Here is a 20,027-nt window from a genome sequence, read left to right as displayed (position 1 = left end):
GTTGTGTTGTTCGTTAAGTACCTCAAACCTTTAGGATATCAAACATTTTTCACATCTTTAATATTGGAATTTCTTTAATAAGCTTTGAAGCTCGTCTGCCTGTTGTGCCATCTCTTTAGCTGAGGAAGCCATATTATCTATGAAAGTTAATTGCTCCTTCGCAGTTAACGTAACGTGCTCCGTGCCTTCGGTTGCCTTGCTTGCAATGCGTGCCATCACTTCTGTTGAGGCTGTAACTTCTTCAACACTTGCGGACATTTGCTCCGTTACAGCGGAGATGTCATGCAATTGGGTACTAACACCTTTAATCGACTGCATGATTTTATGGAAGGCTAGTTTTGTATCATCGACAACATCCATACCTGCTGCAGCTTCTTTCGAATTACTAGAAATAGCCGTAATAACATTGGCCGTATCACTTTGTATGGAATGAATAAGTGATGCTATTTGATCAGCTGATTCTTTTGATTGTTCTGCTAATTTACGAACCTCATCTGCAACGACAGCAAAGCCTTTTCCTTGCTCACCCGCACGAGCCGCTTCAATGGCTGCATTTAAGGCAAGTAAATTGGTTTGATCAGCGATGCTTGTAATGACATCTACGATATTGCCAATTTGCTGTGACTGATCACCTAATATTCGAACCTGCTCCTCTACATGTTCAGATGATTGGTTAATAATTGTCATTTGATTCAATACTCGATTCAACGAGTTATTTCCTTGTGTAGCCTCATCACTCATTAAATCTGCAGCATCTGAAACCGTTGAAGCAGTTTCAGCAACTTGTTGGATGCCAATCGCCATTTCTTGCATGGCCGTTAAGCTATCACTCGTGCTATGTAACGTTGTTTTTGAACCATCCGCTAGCTCTTGTAAAGTGGATGTTAGTTTTCTCGTCATATCTGCCGTTTGCTGCGATTTAGTCGTTAATCCATCTGAGGATACATCAACTTGTTTAGAGGATTGAGCTATTTGTTGCATTAATACTTTTAAGCTTGTCAGCATTTTATTAAAAGATTGTGCAAGCTCACCTGCTTCATCCTTGGAATTAATTTGCAGCTGTTTTGTTAAATCTCCTTCTCCATCCGCGATGTCTCGTAGTTGATTATTGATTTCACGAAGTGGCTTCACAAATGCTCTTGTGAAAAAGACACTACCTAATACTGCAATAACAGCTCCGATGAACAATACAATAAGAAGCTTACCGATAAATGCCAAAATAATAGCATTCACGCCGTCGATCGTTTCACCGACAAACCACATGCCAATGATGTCTCCATTTGGATCTTTAATCGGTGCATAGAGTGTTAAATATTTCGTGCCTACTACATCTGCTTCACCTATGAAGGTTTCCCCTTTTTTCATTACTTTTTCAACGACATTTGGATCAGCATCTTTACCAACTAAACGTTCCCCATTTAGCTTTAGATTGGTGATAAGTCCTTTTGAGCCTTGGAAAATAGTTACGCCACCGTCGATGCTTTCTCCTACTTCATCGACAAAAGCATCCTGATCAACTATTTTTGTATCCCCTTTGTAAAGTTCCCCATCTTTTATAGTCCAATCTCCCTGAAATCTTTCATCAAGAAGCTTATAGCCGACCTTCGAAATATGGGTTACACTCTGCTCAAAATTGCTAAGCATAATTTGCTTCACTTGTATATGGGATACAAAACCAATCATGACGCTTAAAAATAGGATGACTCCCACTAAAAGTAAATTAAATTTTGTACTAATTTTAAAAGTGCGCAAAGATTCATCAATCCTTTCTCATATTTATTAGGAATATTATGTATAAAAAGTAAGCCAAGTTTATTAAACATGATTCTATAAATAGTTTCAATACATTATCAATAAATTAACATTTTTAATCAATATAGGTTGCTCTAGTTCGGAGTTGGAAATAATATATATTCATTTTGTTGGGTTAATTTCCATAGCATTACTTTTGAAAAGTTGTCAACTTTCAGTGCAAAACTACATCCCTTCATTTATTAGGGGTAGTTTGAAATTTATGTTAATATATCTAAAAAAGGGGTGAGAGACTATGAAACTTGTTTTAATATTTGGTCCTCAAGCAGTAGGGAAAATGACTATTGGACAGGAATTAGCTAAAGTAACAGATTTGAAACTTTTTCATAATCATATGACGATCGATTTAGTTGGTCATTTTTTTGGTTATGGTACGACTGAAGGAAAACGATTAGTGAATTTGTTTCGTCAGGAAATATTTGAAGAGGTATAAAAGAAATTTGTATGGTTTAATTTTCACTTATGTCTGGGCTTTTAAAATGCAAGAGGATTGGGACTATGGGACGATCTCACCAAGCTTTTTGAATCCAGAGGAGGGACTGTCTACTTAGCTTGAAGCTGATGTAGTAGAAAGACTGGACCGAAATAAAAGTGCTAATCGACTTGAGCATAAACCTTCAAAAAGAAATATTGATTGGTCTGAACAAGACTTGAAAAGCTCATTGGAAAAGTACAGATTAAATTCCTTAGATGGAGAAATAAATTATGCAAACTATCTCAAGATTAACAACACAAACGTAAGTGCCGAAGAAGTTGCTTTGAGTATTAAGGAAGAATTTCATTTATAGAATTGAAAAACGCCTGGGTTCCCAAGCGTTTTTTCGGTTTTAAAACTACAGACCACTTCTAATATTATTTTAATCAACTGTTAATCCGTTAATAAAACAATATACTATTTCTTCTTCCAACTGACTTAAAGGACGATTTAGTTGAGAAGATAGTTCATCCACTAAATTCAAGTGGTTACTTTGATGTTTTTGCGTTAAATCACAAATTAACTTCAATAACATTATATAGCCTATAAAATCCTCTTTGTTTAATGGGGGTTCATGTGAAATTACATAGATTTCAGCATCGAACATTTCAATGATTTCTAAGAGACGTCTAACATTATCAATTTTATATTGTGGTTGTTGTGTGTATATACTCGGATACAAACAATCGCCTAAGAAAAGTACCTTTTCTTCCTCTACAAAAATGATGGATGAGTCATCAGAATGATCTCCACCTACATGTTTGACTTCACACCGAATACCACCTAAATCAATCTCATATTTATCTTTAAAAGTTGTATTAGGTAAAGTGATGGTGATATTTCTGTCTTCGCCAAATTCTTTTTTTATCATGTCGGAGCAAAACTGATTCTCTAGTCCTTTTTCAACACGATTATCTAAAGCTTCATTTGACCAATCATATTCCGCCATTTTTTCAAGATGCATTTTTGTGTTTTCATGTGCTATCGTAAATAGATTCATCTGATTTGTTCCAAAACTATGATCCCAATGCCAATGTGTTAATACTACAGATTGATAATTAGCCATTTGAATTTGATTTAGTTCACCAAGAAATAACTTAGCGTGTTTATCAGAATTTCCTGCATCTACAATTAATGTTTCGTCATCCCCACAAATGGCAGACAGTATTGGTCGATCTGTTCCAGGATCATGCGGTAAATAATATATACGATTTGTTAGTTGTTTCAAATTTTTATCCATCATCTTAACCCCCATTGTGTTTTAAGTCCCGACAATCTTATTTAAAGTATCAAGAACATTTTCTAACTCTGTTAAGGTAACTTTCGAATAATATTTTTCCACAAGAATGGCGTCAATTTTATTTAGAAGCTGATGAAACTCTTGACCTCTATCCCCAAGATAAATGAAAGTCTCTCTACGGTTTATTGAATTCTCTTGACGATCGATCATTTTTATTTCTTCTAGCTTTGAAATTACTTGACTAACCGCACTTTTTGAAATACCAAAATGATGTGCAATATCATTCGCGATTACTGGCTCATTGCGAATGATATAAAACATTATAATTTCTTGTTGAGGAGTTAAGTGAAAGTTCTCTAATTCCTCAACTTCTTTGGTTTCTTGTAAAACTAACAATTTGAACTGCTCAAACTTTTGATTGATGTTGTCTATAATTGTTAAATAATCGTGCACAGATTTATCAACCCCTATCTCACTTTAGTTAAGTTAAGTTTATTTAACTATCATTCGTTTGTCAATTATTGTAAGAGCTTATTAAAGATGGGCACTATTATTTTCCATTATATCAAAAGCTCATCAATCGCTTGAACAGCCAGTTCCAACGCTTTAATTCTTCTTTCTAAAAGCGTTCTTTGGGGACTACCAACTTTTGACTTCATATAGATGTTCTCAATAGATGGTAATAAACCAGCAAGAACATTACGGGCTTCTGCTAAATCTTCCTGGGTATAATATTGGGAGCTTTGATTCCAAACGTTTTCTAGCGATGCTAAGCCAATGACAACAGCTTTGAGGCGTTTCTTTACTAAGGTAGTATTTGCGCCTTTCTGGGTCATCTGGGACAGGGCATTTTCGAGTTTACGGATTGTCGATTGTAAAGATTTTATTGATTCCAATTTTTCTATATTTGTAACGTTTTCCATAATAGTACTTACCTTTCTTCGTTTCAGGATACATGATAAGGTTTCTAGAACCTGATTTCACTCGCAATATTTTAACATATTTGCAAAGACAGCTTCTTCTATCTTTAAAGATATTTGTCCCTTCTCGAAATATTTATAGAACCCCCAAAAACGCCTGGAACTCCAAGCGTTTTTGTTATTTAGCATATATTTGCAATGCCTTTTTATCAATTTTCCCAACACTTGTTTTTGGCAATTCATCGATGACAATAATCTTTTTAGGAATTTTGTAACGACCTAAATTCTTGTTACAAATTTCGTTGATTTCCTCTAGTATCGTGTCATCCTGATCTGGACAAACGATAAAAGCCGCCACGATTTCTCCCCAATAATCATCTGCCACACCAATTACTGCGACCTCTTGCACTAGATGATGGCGCAAAATACATTGCTCTACTTCCTGTGGATACACGTTTTCTCCGCCTGAAATAATCATCTCTTTACTACGACCAACAATATAAAAGTCACCATCGTCATCCATCATGGCTAAGTCGCCTGTTTTTAACCACCCGTTATGAATGATTTTTTCCGTCTCCTGCTGATTATTCCAGTAAAACCGAAACATATGCTTTCCTCTGACCAATAGCTCTCCCACTTCGTTTGGCCCACAACTTTGTCCAGCACTATCGATAATTTTGGCTTCATTAAATTGCATGGTCTTCCCTACCGCACCCTTTTTCACATAAGCAGCCTCTCGTGAAATATAAAAATTATTGGGTCCCGCCTCTGTTAACCCATAGCCCTCTTTAAAAAATAGCCCCTTTTTAATAAATGCGTCATAAATTGGATATGGGCATGGCGCCCCCCCTGATAAAAATACGTTCATGGATGGGAAGTTACTTTTCTTAAAGTATTCTGTCGCAATCATCGCTTGGTACATTGTCGGAACAAAAAGCGAAATCGTCGTTTTATACTGATTAATTGCCTTAAGCGCGTTTTCTGCCTCAAACTTATCTCCAATCACAACTGTACCGCCAGCCATTAACAGCGGTATACATAAGGCATTCAAACCGCCTGTATGAAACAACGGCATATAATTTAACGTACAATCACGATCACTCAAGCCCCAGCTAATAATGGTATTAATGGCGTTCCAGTTCACAGAATTAAAGGATAGTACAACGCCCTTTGCCTTGCCTGTTGTGCCCCCTGTGTAAATCATTAGCCACGGATCATTAAGGTCTACTTCTCGAATGCTAAGTACAGCCTTTTCACTAGCTAAACGCAGAGAATGCATGTTTTCTAAAGAAACAGGGCAATTCATTTCTTCATCGTAAAGCAGTAAAGAAGGCGTAGCATCCGTTAAAATCTCCTCTAATTCCTTCTGACTCATACGCCAATTTAATGGCACGTAGATCAGTCCTCTTAGTCCACAGGCAAATAAGATCGAAAAAAGCTGGATGCGATTTTTCGCGAATACAGCCACTCGACTACCTACCTGCAAATTTTGGCATTCAAAAAAATGACTCCATTTGGTGATTTCCTCTGTTAATTGCTGATAAGTCCACTGCTCCTTTGTTTCTAGGTTCACCAATGCGATACGTTTGGGCGTTAACGATGCACGTTTTAAAATCCAGGATTGCTCTACAAACATCTTGAAAGCCCCCTTATTACATCATAATTGCTCCATCCACATGAAGCGTGTGACCGTGGACATAGGAAGCCTCATCAGATGCTAAAAATAAATAGGCATTGGCAATATCTCTCGGTGTTCCTAATCTTTGCAGTGGCACGATGGAGCGCATTTGTGCCAGAATATTTTCTGGCATTTTTTTCACCATGTCTGTTTCAGTAAAGCCAGGTGCCACCGCATTAACGTTAATTCCCTTGCGCCCCAATTCCTTCGCCCAAGTTTTTGTCATACCGACAATGGCCGCCTTTGTGGCAGCGTAATTCGTTTGACCAACATTCCCATATACCCCACTAACAGAAGATGTATTAATAATTTTGCCACCACCGGCAGCAATCATATGTGGAATAACCTCTTGCGTACAATTGAAAACGCCAGTCAAATTCACATCAAGTACTTGGTGAAACTGATTTTCTGTCATTTTTGTTAGCATCGCATCACGTGTGATTCCTGCATTGTTCACTAAAATATCGACACGGCCCTTTTGCTCTATAACTGTTGCCACTAGGTTTTTGACGCTCTCTCGATCTGCAACGTCTACTTGCACAAATAATGCTTGATCCCCTAAATGCTCGGCAGCTGACATACCAGCATCCTCATTAAAATCTGCAACGACAATGAAGGCGCCCTCTTCAATAAATCGTTCGGCTGCAGCATAGCCAATCCCGTTCGCAGCTCCTGTAATAATGGCAACTTTATTGTTTAAACGCATAGTTTTTTCCTCCTGTTTCTAAAAAAGCTTCAATTTCTAGAGTCAGCTGTAGTAAGTCATCAATTAACGGAGAGTGACCACAGTCTTTTAAGCTGACAAATTGTGCATTTGCACCTAAATCAAGCAATGTTTCGTCATTCATTCCTTCTGTTATGACAAAATCGCGATCACCTCTTAACACTAAAACCGGAATGGTGATCTGTTGTACCTCATGAGAACCTTTTGCGACCTCATGATCAACAGCACTTATATTAAAGACATTTAATGCATGATAAACTTCAGCTAAATTTCGTTGCGTCAGCATATCCTCCACATATGTCTGATAGTGTTCCGGGCTAGGCTGTTTATGTGTATAAATAAGTGCGTTCCAGAGGGACTGTAAGCCCTGTACATTTTTCGAATCATAGAAGCCTTGTACTAATTTTGTTTTAGATGTATCGACGAGTACTTCCTCATAGGTAAAAGCCCTTTTGAATGCTGATTGATTGCCAGTACCTAAATCCGTGTAAAATGGAAAACCCCTTGTAGATGCCGAGGCTAGTAAAATAAGTTGCTGACAATAGCCTGGATACTGAGCAACAAATTGCATACATACCGCTCCGCCCGTTGACCAGCCAATCATGTCAAAATGTTGCAATTGAATGGCATCCACAAAAAGCTTCACATCATCACTAAAATCTTTAATCGTGGAAATTGGCTGATGATAAGATGAACCACCAAAGCCCCGTAAATCCATGGCGTAAATTGTATATTTTTCATCCAACTCGTCGATTAGTACGTCCCAATGCTTGGAGGAAGTCATATTGCCATGAATCAGTAATAAAACACGTTCTCCCCCTTGGCGTTCACGGTAGGCAATTGTTTCTCCATTTGATAGCTGAACCGTTTTTAACATCGAAATCCCCCTTATCCCCATCGAATCGTAATAGCTCCCCAAACATAGCCAATACCTGCACTGACAAGTGTAACGATGTCGCCATCATGAATACGGCCTTCCTCTAATGCCAGCTGTAACGATACTATTTGATCAATCTGTCCGATATGACCATAATTTTGTAAGTATATGGACTGCTCCTGCTCTAAGCCGAGTTCAGATAAAATATAATCATGGGCAGATTTTTTCATGTGAAGCATTGCTAAATAGCTAATATCCCCCTCATGTAATCCACTTTTCGCCAGGGATGTTCGAATTACCTTCAAGAAATTGCTTAAAGATTTTTGCTCTAAGCGGTCCTTCATACCCATTGGGTCAATCACATCGAGCTGATACAAATTATTTTCTAAATCAGCTGACGTCAAAGGTTTTTTTGTACCACCGACAGGCACGACTACATCCTCTGAGAACGAGCCATCCGTCATAATATCCGCCTCTAATAAATGATTTTTGTCATAGTCTTTCTGTAAAAGAATAGCACCGCCACCAGCGGCTAAATTGTACATAAAGCGTGTTCGAGGATTACTGTAATCGATAAAATCCACATTTCGATAGCCACCAGCTAGAAGTACGGTATGAACAGATTCATCCGAGGCCATTAAACTTTTCGCTAGCTTTAGTGCCATAATGGTCGTGCCGCATCTTAATTGCACATCGAATGCCCAAGCATTCACAGCTCCAAGCTCCTCCTGCATTTTTATCGAGGCCGTCCACAATGGATATTCCTTATGCTCCTCTCCCATATAAATCACAATATCAATGTCCTTTGGGTCGACATTAGATTTGCGTAGAGCGTCCTGTGCTGCCCATATCCCCATTTGAACCGTATGATCGTGCTCACCAGGAATAGGCTTTTCATAAATACCCATTTTTTGTCGAATAATATCCTCTGGAATATTGGAAAGCGCCGCGATCTCTTTAGATGTCATTTTCGTGTTCGGAATATAGAGTCCTGTACTTACAATGCCAACAGTCATTCAAATCGCTCCTTTTCCTGTGACAAGGCCACCGCTGATTGATCTTTTTCCTTATGCTTCCATCGCCATTTCCAGAACAGCATGCGCAATGAGCCAATAATTCCTTTTGGGAAAAAGATAACCGCTAAAATATAAAGAATCCCAAAGAAAATAATCCACCGTTCAAAAATTGGATAATCACGCGCAAGCCCCGAAAGCGCATGCTGTGCATATTCAATAACAGCCGACCCTAATAATGGGCCTACTAATGTGCCGACACCGCCAATAATCGTCATTAATAATGCATCTAACGTAATATCCATCGTCATTACACTCGTATTGACAAATCGCAAAGAGATAGCATATAAGGAGCCCGCTAAGCTGGCAACGGTACCGGCGACAATTGAAGCAATCACTTTATAGTACAAAGTGTTGTATCCTAATGATTTTGTTCGTTGTTCATTTTCCCGAACAGCAATTAAAATTCGACCAGTTGGCGAGTTCACAAAGCGATACAGCGCCATAAAAATAATGACTAAGCATGTTAGCACGAAGAAATAAAACGTCATTCGATCTCTAAATATTTCGGGTGCTCTAAACGTAAAACCATCATTTCCGTATGTGACTGAACGCCATTTTTCCGCCACTACTAAAAATAGTCCCGAAAAAGATAACGTCAACATCGCAAAGAAATGGCTTTTTAATCGAAGTGTCAGCAATCCTACTACGAAGCTAATAATGCCAGCTAGCAATATGCCAACGACTATAGATAGTAAAAATGTCGACAGTGTTGGCTCCATTTGTTTCAACATAACAGCCGTTGTGTAAGCACCTAAACCAAAAAACATAGCATGCCCAAACGACACAATACCTGTATAGCCAAGAAGAATGTCATAGCTCATCGCTAAAATACCGAAAATAAAAATTTGTGTTAATAAAATTATGAGCGTTCTTGAATCATTGACGAAAGGGAGAAGCACTAAAATGGCTAACATGAGGAAAAAGCTTAGATGGCGTAATGAAAGCTTGATTTTCATGTTGATCTCTCCTTTCTCATAGCAAATAAACCTTGTGGGCGGAAAATTAACACGATGGCCATTAAAATCATATTGACCGCAAGCGATAACACCGGCACATAATAAGCCATAAAGCTTCCTGCTAAGCCGACTAATATAGCTGCCAGAAGCGAGCCCGAAAAACTGCCCATGCCACCGATTACGACCACGATAAAGCCTAAAATCGCATACTCCATGCCCATTTCCGCATAGATGACACCTGAATACGGAGCCATTAACATCCCACTAAGTGCAGCTAGTGCCGCGCCAACCATAAAAACATATAAAAATACACGCTTTATATGAATGCCAAGTGCCTGTGCCATTTCTTTATCCTGTACACCTGCTCGAACGATGAGTCCAACCTTCGTCATCTTAAGCATGTATTGGAAAATACCGAAAATGATAAAACCTACTATAATAATAAACAAGCGATATTTAATAATAATAACGTCACCTATTTCCCAGCTACCTGCTAAATAACTAGGCGTTTTCACCGCCACCCCATTTGGACCAAAAACTACTTTAATCAACTCCTGCAGCACAAGCATTAGCCCTAAAGTAATTAAAATTTGCTGAATATGATTGCCATAAACAGGTGTTATAATTAATTTTTCTGTCATAAGCCCTAGTAAAGCTCCTGTTACGATGGCACCTACAATGCCAATGACAAAGCTCTCTGTGAACATATACGTAAAAATCCCAGCATAAGCCCCCCAAACAAATAAACCACCATGTGCAAAGTTCAAAACATCCATTAATCCAAAAATTAGCGTTAGTCCAGCCGCCAGTAAAAAAATTAGCATACCAGTTGCAAGGCCATTAATGACTAAATTGACGATTAGCTCCAATAAAGTACACCACCTTTATCCGATTCCAAGATATTTTCTTTTCAGTTCTTCATGATGGATCAAATCTTTCATTTCGCCCGCGTGAACGGTTCTACCATCATCAATCAATGTATACGTATCGCCAATGCGACTCGCCATCATAAAGTTTTGCTCAACAAGTACGATGGACGTTTGCTTTTTCATTTCAACAATGGCCTCCATAACTTTCTCTACCACTATGGGCGCGAGTCCTTTAGAAGGCTCATCAATCAACATTAACTTACTATCGTTAATAAACGCCCGGGCCATAGACAGCATTTGTTTTTGACCACCGGAAAGATGGCCACCAGCCTTCTTCCAAAATTTCTTTAAATCAGGAAATAGCTCCAGCACATAATTTTGTCTCTCTAACGTAGCTGTATCTTCTTTTCGCATGGCCACTTTCATATTTTCCTCTACCGTTAAATCTGCAAAAATCCCTTGGTTTTCCGGTACGTAGCCTATTCCTAATTTTGCAACTTTAAAAGTTGGGTTTTTCTTAATAGATTGTGAGCGAAATTCTACGTCTCCCTTCGAAGCAGGCGTTAACCCCATAATCGTTTTTAAAGTAGTCGTTTTCCCTGCCCCATTTCTGCCAAGTAGTACGCTGACCTGCCCCTCCATCGCCTCAAAGTTGACTCCCTGCAAAATATGATATTGCCCGATATATGTGTGGACATCATTTAATTTCAGTAAGGTGTTCATCGTACAAACCTCCTAAATATGCATTTTGTACGGTTTCATTTTGCATAATATCCTCTGGTGTTCCATCCGCAAGAAGCTGACCATTAAATAGCACCATAATTGAGTCCGACAAATCGATAATCATATCCATCTTGTGCTCAATCAGTAGAATCGTTTTATTGCCTTGCTTTTTAATCGTGCGAATCACCTCTAAAATCGTTGGTACCTCCTCTAAAGACATCCCTGCCGTTGGTTCATCTAGTAAAAGAATTTCCGTATCCAGTGCTAACAACATCGCAATCTCAAGCTTTCTCTTTTCCCCGTGCGAAAGCATTGTCGTGAGGGCATCCCTTTTATTGTCAAGCAACACTAGCGATAATAGCTCCTCCGCTTTTTCAGTAATTGCCTGATAGCTTTTATAATGGCGAAATATTTGATAACGTATTTTTTCCTTCGATTGCACAGCCAAACGGACATTTTCTAAAACTGTCAGGTTCGGAAAAACATTCGTAATTTGAAAAGATCGCCCTAGCCCCATGCGTGTTCTTTCGATTGCTGATTTTTGCGCAAGTGATTGCCCCTTAAAATAGACATCCCCGGCAGTCGGCTTTAACTCTCCACTAATCAAATTAAAGAAGGTTGTTTTCCCAGCTCCATTTGGTCCTATAATTGATTTCAAATGTTTTTCTGGCATAGTAAAATTCACATGGTCGACAGCTGTGTGTCCGCCAAAACGAATAGTTAAGTTTTCTGTTCTTAAAATTGGTTCCATCGTATTCTCCTTTCTAGTCCTTCTATCTCTCTTCATCCATTCTCAAGTGAAAGTAGATGAAGAGAGACAGAATCATAAAAATTTATCTGTCTCTTATTTCACTATTTCATAACCGGAGGGGCCGTTTCATCAGGGCTAAGCTCACGAATTAGCACTGGTACTGGATAATCCACACCCTCTTGTTTCTCTAAACGGATCGAATACATTGACTGTAATGCTTGATGATCTTCTTTTCGGAAAGTCATTTTTCCTTTTGGCGTTTCAAATGTCATCCCTTCCATAATGCCAATCAGTTTATCCGCATCTGTATCTCCATTTGATTTTTTCAAAGCATCTACAATTGAGATAGCAGCAGACATGCCTCCTGGTGTAAATAAATCCGGAACTTCATTGAATCGTTTTTTATGTTCCTCAACCAACCATTTATTTACATCATTTTGTGGCAACGTATGATAATAAACAGAGAATCCTTCCATGCCAATTAACGGATTCATAAATTTTAATGCAATAATATCTGGTGCACCTGTTGAAATTTTAATGCCTTTTTCTTGAATTTTTAGATCGGCAATTTGATTCCACGGTGAGTTTGCACCCGCCCATACAACAAATAAATAATCCGGTTTGGCATCAATTACTTTTTGCAAATTAGATGTAAAATCTGTTGCTGCCGGATCAGCATATTCCTCCAAAACAATTTCCGCGCCTAGCTTTTCCGCCGCTGTCTTAAAGGCTTTTACCCCGTCCCAGCCAAAAGAATAATCCGGTGCAAATGTTGCAATTTTAACACCTTTTCCTGCAATCGCTGCCGCCGCTGCATAAGCGTCCTGAGAAGAATTTCGGCCTGTACGGAAAATATATTTATTAAAATCAGTGCCCGTAATACTATCTGCCACCGCAGGCTCCACCACCATAATCTTTTGATACTCTTCCGCAAGTGGTAGCACAGCAAGCGTATCACCTGAGCTAGAAGATCCTACTAAAAAATCAACCTTGTCATCTTCTAATAACTTTGTCGCTTTTTGGACCGCAACCTCAGGCTTTGTTTCAGTATCTTCATAAACAATTTCTATTTTCTTCCCGTTAACCTCCATCGTCCCACCTGTCGCATAATCAATCCCTAAGTCAAAGCCACGCTGTGTTTGTTTCCCATACGACTCCAGAGCACCCGTCAAGGAAGCTAGCACCCCAATTTTAATAGTGCCCCCTTCCTCAGAAGACCCCTTCGTATCATCCCCTGAAGAACGATCCTTCGACTTATCCGAATTACAAGCCACCATCAACATCGTCATCATCAATAAAAGCACCATTAACCAATGCTTCTTCATCCCATTATCCCCCTTCATCATGAACTAAAAAGAAAGCGCTTTCGTTGCTAAGTTCACTATATAAAACTTCAGTTACAAATTAGTTACAAGATAGTTGGGTCAGTTTACTGAACCAACTATCTTTGTCGCGAAAGTGTAGCGTTAGCGCAACGACAGCGACAAAAGGTTTTAATGAGCTGCCCTATTTGGGCAGCTCATTTTTCTGCAGCGAAAGTGTAGCGAAGTGGAACGACAGCTGCAAGTTCTCTCTGTCGCGAAAGTACAGCGAAGCGCAACGACAGCGAGCTGCCTTTTCTCGTCAAGATGAGAGTTTATCGAGACAATTTTAAGATTTATCGAGAACTTTTGATTGTTTATCGACTAACTTTTTTAATTTATCACCTAACTTTTTTAATTTATCACCCAACTTTTTTAATTTATCGACCAACTTTATCAATTTATCGCCCAACTTTCGAAAAATATCGATATCTCCCTTCATGTGGAGAGCTACTTTTACAGAAACGGCAGTGGGAATTTTTTTTCGGCGATGAGAGGTTTATCGGAATAAATTTTTGTTTTATCGGAATGTTTCATCGATTTATCGGAACATTGTAGGGAGTTACTTTATCTGCAACGACAGTAACAAACCTCTTCAACAGTTTTATATAAATTTCATATTAATTCATAAGTAATAATATATTATCCATATTGAAATCTGGTTTTTATGAAGATAGCACTTTTAAAAGGGGGGACTAGAATGGAGTTTAGTAAACTTGGCAATAGCGGATTAACAATAAGCAAGATTGCATACGGAAACTGGATAAATCATGGGGGTAAAGTAGATGAGGATACTTGCTAAAGCAGCATTAGATGTCGGTATAACTACATTAGATACCGCTGATGTTTATTCAGAAACTAAGCTGCAGAAGTACTCGGCAGGTCTTTACAAGATATACGTCGGGAGAGCATTGAACTATGTACAAAGGTGTGCCATCCAACTGGGAATGGGCAAAACGATAAAGGTTTATCATATTCTAGAAAATTGTCATGTATCTTTACGTCGATTACAAACAGACTATAAAGATGTCTATTATGCACACAGATTTGATCCAACTACTCCTCTTGAAGAAACGATGTTAGCTTTCGCAGATCTTGTAAGACAAGGTAAAGTGCTTTATATCATTGCAAGCCAACCCCAGTATTCAATGTTGTTGGGAGTTATCGAAAGCGATGTTATACCAACCTGTCAACGTGAGGGACTTGGGCAAGTAGTATGGTCGCCTTTAGCACAAGGTGTACTCACAGGGAAATATCTTCCCCAAAAACCAGTACCAGCCCAGTCGCGTGCTAATTCTCCTGCTGGCAAACCATTCTTTAATAGACTTGCACAACGTTAGATGAACGATAATGTGCTCACAGCTGTTCAGAAGCTTAAACCCATCGCACAAGAGAGGGTTCGGGTGCAGCGAAATTATAAACTCCTTAAATTCCTTCTGCTATCGCTCCAGTCAGACATTTACCGTTGACAATTGCTACGTTTTTTCTTCTGCAGCTAGTTAGCTTTTGGGAGAGAAAATAAAAAAGGCAGCATATACTACCCTATTTAACTATCAATCCCTATAGTTGAATATTTCATTACAAATGATAAACCTATTTCTTTCTCTCCCTTATCGCCTGTATAATACCCCAAAATATAAACCGATATACAAAAGCTATGAGAAAAAACATATAAACAAATTCAAAAAGGGAAAAAGGATCATCAGAGATTAAATAGGAATTAATGAAAATCAAAATTAAAGATAATAATTCCATTGTAGAATTTTTAAATCCTCTTTCTTCATACAAATACTTGGCCCTTTTTAGATTGAAAACATCCTTTAATTCATCAGTAAAGAATCCCTTAACCAATCCCAATCCTATCAAATAAATTCCCATGGAAAGTTCATAAGATATATTCAAAACCCATGATACTAAACAATAAACTACAGTTAACAAAAATAAGTACACTTTTACTATTCCCCTTGTTTTTTGATAATTTAACATAATATTACTATTTTGCTTATTTTTTAGTAATTTAATAGTATCATATAAGGTACATCATAAATACAACTTTTAATGCTGATGCTTCCGTAATATTCATTACGCCAGTAATTCGGCCTTTGGATAACGAGGGGAAAGTCATTAAACAAAGGCTGGAGACTTTAAAAATTGATATAGATTCCAATGAGGAAAATACGAGATAAGAAATTAGACAAAAAGAATCCCTTGAATTTATTGAGTAGGTGAATTCTTCAACATATCAAGGGATTTCATTCTGTCAATATCAATCATTAAATTCCTGCACCCTATCCAACCATTCATGCATAAGGCTATTAAACAAACCTGCTTGTTCAATTTGCAAATTATGCCCTGCCTTATCTAAAATGGTGAAGGCTGCTCTTGGGAATTTATCTAAAATGGCAAAAGCGTCCTTATAGCCAACTATGGAATCCTGCTTGCCTAACAAAAATAAGGAAGGTTTAGCAAATGAAATCTCATCTACAGGAAATGAAAAACGATAGCTTTCTTGAATTTTTTCTAAAAATTCCACATCCGCATTTTTTATGCCTGCTAACACTTCATTTGTATATCGATGACAATTTTCTTCATCCAAAACAACTAAATGTGAGCTAAAATCTTCTAACTCTTGTTTCGTTAATGTCGATAAAAATTCTTTATCCGCCGACACAATACTTTGTGGTGGTACTGTTCGACTTTCTTTATCAGGAATAATTAACGGACAAATAAACGCAGCACCTAAAATTTGTTCATGATGCTCTCTCATGATCCCACGCACTAAATAGCCACCATAAGATTCACCTACCAATAAATAACGTTCATTTGGTATTAAGGAGTGAATTAGTTCTATTACGGCCTCAAGCATTTCATCTGAGTTATTGATCTTTTCGTAGTTTGAGGTCTTGCCCATCCCTGGAAGGTCTATATAAATTCGTTTCCAGCCCTCTATTTCTGCAAAAACAGGCTCCATACAGCCCTTCATTAGTTGATGGTCTGGCGAATATCCATGGAGCATAACGATAGGTGTTCCCGTTCCAATTATTTCATAGTAAATATTCGCCTTATTCACCGTACAAAATGGCATAGTAGTTCCCCCAAAATTATAAGATTAATTTACGTAAATGTTCAGCAAAAGTTATTGTAATTTTTTTCTTGTAGAAGTTAGTCTATCTACTAAAAATAACCAATCATATAATATACACTAACCCATTATTAAATCATAAACAACCATTGTTGATTCCATTGGTGTTGTATTTAGTTCTCTTTTTAATTGCTCGACACATTTTTCATACCATTTCAACGCTAGGGAGCGGTTTTGTAATTGATAATAACTATACATTAACAAGCGATAGCCTTCTTCCCATAATGCATCTTCACGAAGCATTTTTTCCGCATAAAAAATAGCTTGCTTATAATTTTGCTGCCGCGTTGCATTTTGCGCCAATCTTTCCAGTACTTCGATATACAATGACTGCAGTTTTTCACGATCCTGAATGAGCCAGTCTATCTGCTTTTTTTCAGCATAAAGAACATCGGCATAGCTCGTTTCTGCAAGATGTAACCATTCATTTGACAATTGTGGATCGAATTCCTCCATCCCTAAGTCATAAAAATAGAGAAAGCGTTCGACATCGATTTGCAGGAAATGAATATGCTGTAATTGATACATATTATTTTTTCGCTGAATGAAAAAGCTATCCTGACGCGCATTTCTATTTGGTTCAAGAACCTTTAATAACGTATTCAAGACAACTTTAAAATCTCGGTCTAGTGAATCAACATCCCGCTCAGGCCATAACGCCTGTGCTATTTCATCCTTAGGTGTAAACCGATGGCGATGACAATATAAATAGACGAAGAGCTCCTTTGATTTTTCACGCTTCCATTCCTTATCCTCAAGCTTCCGATGCTTTCTGATTAAGTCTAAACTTCCTAAAAAATTCACCTGCATTTCCTCATGCGGATAAACGATATTATCTTCCACTTGAAAAGTGTTTCGCATCTTCAAAATAGCGTCATTTTCCCCATCACATTTTCTACTAAATTGTAAAAGCTCATAAAAAATCATCCTATTAGGTGGACCAAGAATGGTCTTTCTTTGTAAAAAGTAATCATAGCCATTCGTGATGCATAACTGTGCAAACTGTTGAAAATAATGATTGAATGGTTGGGGTTTGTTTTCTTTGAAGGCAATGACGGATTGAAAGAATAGGACATGCATCTCACCATTTTGATCGCCACAGTCGCTAAATAGTCGCTTTGTCTTCCATAATAATTGTCGCGCTCGTTCAAATTCATGTTGAGAAATAGTAATTTTCACCTCAGCAATTAAAATGAGAGCAGTCATCCATGCGTCTTGGACTTGCTCCGTTTCTCGTAAGCCGAGCGCTACATATTTTTTAGCAGAGACAATATCTCCTTGCGCAAGTTTGACAATTGCTAGTCCCATGTACGGCTCGGCCTTTACGCGAGAAATATTGATGGTATTCATTAATGAAAGGGCCTTTTCATAAGCATGACAGGCTCCATGATAGTCTGGAAAATCTATTAATAAGTAAGCATGCGCTTTGCGAATATAGCCGACCGCCTCAATAAACACTGATTTTTCACGAAGACCTCTACGAATCCCTTGCTGAGCGGCATACCAAGCATCCTTCCCTAGCCCTAATAGTGCATAAACAAATGAGGCTAACAACTCACTCTCCCTATGAGTCGCTACAAGCTGTGGTGGTAATTCCAACCTTTGCGTCAACAATTCCTTTGCTTCTAATAATTGACCTGTTCTTAACAATACTCGAACATCGACATTGGCTCTTTGTAGTACTTCCTTCGTCAAAGCAACCTCTTCGGTAAAAATTTGAGCATCTTTCGCCTTCCCTAAATTCACTAAATTTTCAGCATATTGTCGTTGCAATTCGAGAAGTTCCTCTTCGTTTAACGGCGTATGATTTGCTAATTCTAATGCCTTTTTTAAATGCGGCTCTGCCAATGCCGGCTGGATTGTATCGAGATAAATATGTGATAAACCTGCCTGCGCTTTCGTCATAAAAAGATAATCATGCTTACTTTTTGCGATGTTTGCGCAATTTTCATAGGATTGCTTCGCTCTTTCATAATAAGCACGATAGCGGTGGCATTCCCCTTCAAAATAATACAGTTTGTAATAGTCTGATTTTTCATCAACTGTAAAACGATTTATTTTCTCTAATAACCACTCAAATTGCCCAGCACGGACTAGACTTTCAGCATAATTTTGTAATAGCTCACCACAAAAATTCTGATCATTCGTTTTAAATGCATGATGCAGGACAGCTTGAATATTGTTTTCTTTTACATAATACAATGCTGCTTGCTTATGCAATGCAATATACTGTGAAGGATTTTGTTGCCATTTTAGCTCTAAAAATCGACTGAACAATGCATGAAAACGATATAGACCATCCGTTGTGATCGGTTGAATAAACAAATGTCGTTGTACAAACAGTTTTAACGCCTCTGCCATTTCCGAACCATAAAATTGTGTGATAATCTCTTCTGAGAAAGTCGGGAAAATCGCCAGCTGTAATAATGCCTTTTGCTCAAATGGAGACATCTTCAGATAAACTTCCTCTGATAAATAGGTGAAAAGATCATTAGTAGAGATGCTTAGCCAATGAGCTAATGTCTCATTATTCCATTGCTCAGCTAATAAAGAAATACTAATTGCCCAGCCCTCTGTAATTTCCAAAACCTTAGCTATTTCATCTTCTGTTAAATGCACCGCTACATAATCCTCGAAAAAAACAGCGATTTCCTCTGAAGAAAATGTTAATTCTCTTTCTGAAATTAAGAGTAATTTTTTTTGTAGTTTTAATCTCCTCGTAATATCCCAATTCGGCAACGTTCTGGAAGCAATCATAAAATGAACATTCGGAGGTGAAAACTCTATTATTTTTTCCATCACATAATTAATATGAAATTCATGATCAACTAGATGGTAGTCGTCAATAACAATTAAAAGCGACCCTTCGATGTCACACAAACTATTGACAAACAGCTTAAACCAACGAGTTAGTTCCTCTATTTTCGGAAAACGGGATAGATAATTCCATGCATCAAAACCTTGACCAAAGCTCGGAACAATTCGTGTGATACTGAAAAATAAATGCCTTAAAAACGGTAATATATTATCATCTTCCTCCGACACACTATACCAAGAAAATTTACCCGATTGAGCATGTAGAAATTGTGTAAGGATTGTTGTTTTGCCGTAGCCAGCTCCACTATGAATAAGTGTGCAAGTATGATCTAGGCTTTTTTTTAATGTTCTCATTAATGAAGATCTACTAATACAGTGTTTGGACGGACTCGGTGGAATACATTTTGATTGAATAATAATGTCTGTAGTCATTTAAAATGTTAACCTCCCCATTAAACTGGTTATGTAGGTTACAAATTTACATTTAAAAATAAAAGAAAAGCGAAAACTCACGTATCGCAATTGTTGCTGAGACAAACCACGAGAGGAGTTTTCGCATTGTATTCCAAGTTTATCAAATTGATTTTACCGATACCATATTTTTTT

Annotated in this window: 18 protein-coding genes and 1 pseudogene; 2 read left to right on the top strand and 17 right to left on the bottom strand. The window is 37.9% G+C overall.

All coding sequences use genetic code 11. The annotated features are described in order from the left end of the window. Positions 1 to 57 precede the first annotated feature (57 nt). Positions 58 to 1,752 carry a methyl-accepting chemotaxis protein gene (locus MWJ95_RS14985; protein ID WP_249106496.1) on the bottom strand — a complete coding sequence of 565 codons (1,695 nt, stop codon included), beginning with the start codon at positions 1,750 to 1,752 and terminating at the stop codon, positions 58 to 60. A 295-nt stretch (positions 1,753 to 2,047) separates the two neighbouring features. Here MWJ95_RS14985 and MWJ95_RS14980 point away from each other — a divergent pair. After that, positions 2,048 to 2,600: pseudogene (locus tag MWJ95_RS14980) on the top strand (DEAD/DEAH box helicase family protein). A 69-nt stretch (positions 2,601 to 2,669) separates the two neighbouring features. Here MWJ95_RS14980 and MWJ95_RS14975 read toward each other — a convergent pair. The 13 genes from MWJ95_RS14975 to MWJ95_RS14915 all read right to left on the bottom strand — a co-directional run bounded on the left by MWJ95_RS14975 (position 2,670) and on the right by MWJ95_RS14915 (position 13,904). Then, complete coding sequence (locus MWJ95_RS14975) at positions 2,670 to 3,530, bottom strand: MBL fold metallo-hydrolase (protein WP_249106495.1); 861 nt, start codon at positions 3,528 to 3,530, stop codon at positions 2,670 to 2,672. 18 nt (positions 3,531 to 3,548) lie between these two features. Then, on the bottom strand, positions 3,549 to 3,980 hold the full coding sequence (locus MWJ95_RS14970; protein ID WP_249106492.1) for a MarR family winged helix-turn-helix transcriptional regulator: 432 nt from the start codon (positions 3,978 to 3,980) through the stop codon (positions 3,549 to 3,551). Positions 3,981 to 4,087: 107 nt separating this feature from the next. After that, positions 4,088 to 4,450: a hypothetical protein gene (locus MWJ95_RS14965; RefSeq protein ID WP_249074664.1), complete on the bottom strand. Its 363-nt coding sequence runs from the start codon at positions 4,448 to 4,450 to the stop codon at positions 4,088 to 4,090. A gap of 175 nt (positions 4,451 to 4,625) precedes the next feature. Beyond that, on the bottom strand, positions 4,626 to 6,083 hold the full coding sequence (locus tag MWJ95_RS14960) for a class I adenylate-forming enzyme family protein (protein WP_249074663.1): 1,458 nt from the start codon (positions 6,081 to 6,083) through the stop codon (positions 4,626 to 4,628). 16 nt (positions 6,084 to 6,099) lie between these two features. After that, the gene (gene fabG, locus MWJ95_RS14955; protein ID WP_249074662.1) at positions 6,100 to 6,831 is read right to left on the bottom strand and encodes a 3-oxoacyl-ACP reductase FabG; all 732 of its coding nucleotides are present in this window, start codon (positions 6,829 to 6,831) and stop codon (positions 6,100 to 6,102) included. Next, the gene (phaZ, locus tag MWJ95_RS14950) at positions 6,815 to 7,726 is read right to left on the bottom strand and encodes an intracellular short-chain-length polyhydroxyalkanoate depolymerase (protein ID WP_249074661.1); all 912 of its coding nucleotides are present in this window, start codon (positions 7,724 to 7,726) and stop codon (positions 6,815 to 6,817) included. Before phaZ ends, fabG begins: the two co-directional genes overlap by 17 nt. Positions 7,727 to 7,737: 11 nt before the next feature. After that, on the bottom strand, positions 7,738 to 8,742 hold the full coding sequence (locus MWJ95_RS14945; RefSeq protein ID WP_249074660.1) for a 3-oxoacyl-ACP synthase: 1,005 nt from the start codon (positions 8,740 to 8,742) through the stop codon (positions 7,738 to 7,740). Continuing rightward, positions 8,739 to 9,758: a branched-chain amino acid ABC transporter permease gene (locus tag MWJ95_RS14940; protein ID WP_249074659.1), complete on the bottom strand. Its 1,020-nt coding sequence runs from the start codon at positions 9,756 to 9,758 to the stop codon at positions 8,739 to 8,741. The genes MWJ95_RS14945 and MWJ95_RS14940 overlap by 4 nt, the downstream gene beginning before the upstream one ends. Further along, positions 9,755 to 10,627: a branched-chain amino acid ABC transporter permease gene (locus tag MWJ95_RS14935; RefSeq protein WP_249106491.1), complete on the bottom strand. Its 873-nt coding sequence runs from the start codon at positions 10,625 to 10,627 to the stop codon at positions 9,755 to 9,757. The genes MWJ95_RS14940 and MWJ95_RS14935 overlap by 4 nt, the downstream gene beginning before the upstream one ends. Before the next feature lie 15 nt (positions 10,628 to 10,642). Continuing rightward, positions 10,643 to 11,350, bottom strand: a complete 708-nt coding sequence (locus MWJ95_RS14930) for an ABC transporter ATP-binding protein (RefSeq protein WP_249074657.1) — start codon at positions 11,348 to 11,350, stop codon at positions 10,643 to 10,645. Further along, on the bottom strand, positions 11,325 to 12,101 hold the full coding sequence (locus tag MWJ95_RS14925; RefSeq protein WP_249074656.1) for an ABC transporter ATP-binding protein: 777 nt from the start codon (positions 12,099 to 12,101) through the stop codon (positions 11,325 to 11,327). Before MWJ95_RS14925 ends, MWJ95_RS14930 begins: the two co-directional genes overlap by 26 nt. A gap of 101 nt (positions 12,102 to 12,202) precedes the next feature. Next, entirely contained in the window at positions 12,203 to 13,426 is a 1,224-nt protein-coding gene (locus MWJ95_RS14920; protein WP_249074655.1) for a substrate-binding domain-containing protein, read from the bottom strand. A 325-nt stretch (positions 13,427 to 13,751) separates the two neighbouring features. Further along, positions 13,752 to 13,904, bottom strand: coding sequence for a hypothetical protein (locus MWJ95_RS14915; RefSeq protein WP_249074654.1), 153 nt, complete (start codon positions 13,902 to 13,904; stop codon positions 13,752 to 13,754). A 343-nt stretch (positions 13,905 to 14,247) separates the two neighbouring features. Here MWJ95_RS14915 and MWJ95_RS14910 point away from each other — a divergent pair, with 343 nt between their 5' ends. Next, on the top strand, positions 14,248 to 14,802 hold the full coding sequence (locus MWJ95_RS14910; RefSeq protein ID WP_249106490.1) for an aldo/keto reductase: 555 nt from the start codon (positions 14,248 to 14,250) through the stop codon (positions 14,800 to 14,802). Between the two features lie 253 nt (positions 14,803 to 15,055). Here MWJ95_RS14910 and MWJ95_RS14905 read toward each other — a convergent pair whose 3' ends face one another. From MWJ95_RS14905 to MWJ95_RS14895, 3 genes are all read right to left on the bottom strand, one after another. Next, complete coding sequence (locus MWJ95_RS14905; protein WP_249106488.1) at positions 15,056 to 15,412, bottom strand: hypothetical protein; 357 nt, start codon at positions 15,410 to 15,412, stop codon at positions 15,056 to 15,058. 316 nt (positions 15,413 to 15,728) lie between these two features. Then, a complete protein-coding gene (locus tag MWJ95_RS14900) occupies positions 15,729 to 16,547 on the bottom strand; it encodes an alpha/beta fold hydrolase (RefSeq protein ID WP_249074652.1) in 819 nt (272 codons plus the stop codon). A 117-nt stretch (positions 16,548 to 16,664) separates the two neighbouring features. Beyond that, positions 16,665 to 19,853: an AfsR/SARP family transcriptional regulator gene (locus MWJ95_RS14895; protein ID WP_249106482.1), complete on the bottom strand. Its 3,189-nt coding sequence runs from the start codon at positions 19,851 to 19,853 to the stop codon at positions 16,665 to 16,667. Between the last annotated feature and the right edge of the window lie 174 nt (positions 19,854 to 20,027).

Source organism: Lysinibacillus sp. Bpr_S20 (assembly GCF_023337835.1).
In the GTDB taxonomy this organism is placed as follows: Bacteria; Bacillota; Bacilli; order Bacillales_A; family Planococcaceae; genus Lysinibacillus.
The sequence above is the reverse complement of the archived record's forward strand: the minus strand, read 5'-3'. Positions and strand labels throughout refer to the sequence as shown.

Coding starts and splice junctions, on each gene's coding strand:
- MWJ95_RS14975 (WP_249106495.1), bottom strand. CDS start 3,530: ATGATGGATAAAAATTTGAAACAACTAACAAATCGTATATATTATTTA.
- MWJ95_RS14965 (WP_249074664.1), bottom strand. CDS start 4,450: ATGGAAAACGTTACAAATATAGAAAAATTGGAATCAATAAAATCTTTA.
- MWJ95_RS14960 (WP_249074663.1), bottom strand. CDS start 6,083: ATGTTTGTAGAGCAATCCTGGATTTTAAAACGTGCATCGTTAACGCCC.
- fabG (WP_249074662.1), bottom strand. CDS start 6,831: ATGCGTTTAAACAATAAAGTTGCCATTATTACAGGAGCTGCGAACGGG.
- phaZ (WP_249074661.1), bottom strand. CDS start 7,726: ATGTTAAAAACGGTTCAGCTATCAAATGGAGAAACAATTGCCTACCGT.
- MWJ95_RS14945 (WP_249074660.1), bottom strand. CDS start 8,742: ATGACTGTTGGCATTGTAAGTACAGGACTCTATATTCCGAACACGAAA.
- MWJ95_RS14940 (WP_249074659.1), bottom strand. CDS start 9,758: ATGAAAATCAAGCTTTCATTACGCCATCTAAGCTTTTTCCTCATGTTA.
- MWJ95_RS14930 (WP_249074657.1), bottom strand. CDS start 11,350: ATGAACACCTTACTGAAATTAAATGATGTCCACACATATATCGGGCAA.
- MWJ95_RS14925 (WP_249074656.1), bottom strand. CDS start 12,101: ATGGAACCAATTTTAAGAACAGAAAACTTAACTATTCGTTTTGGCGGA.
- MWJ95_RS14920 (WP_249074655.1), bottom strand. CDS start 13,426: ATGAAGAAGCATTGGTTAATGGTGCTTTTATTGATGATGACGATGTTG.
- MWJ95_RS14915 (WP_249074654.1), bottom strand. CDS start 13,904: ATGAAGGGAGATATCGATATTTTTCGAAAGTTGGGCGATAAATTGATA.
- MWJ95_RS14910 (WP_249106490.1), top strand. CDS start 14,248: ATGAGGATACTTGCTAAAGCAGCATTAGATGTCGGTATAACTACATTA.
- MWJ95_RS14900 (WP_249074652.1), bottom strand. CDS start 16,547: ATGCCATTTTGTACGGTGAATAAGGCGAATATTTACTATGAAATAATT.
- MWJ95_RS14895 (WP_249106482.1), bottom strand. CDS start 19,853: ATGACTACAGACATTATTATTCAATCAAAATGTATTCCACCGAGTCCG.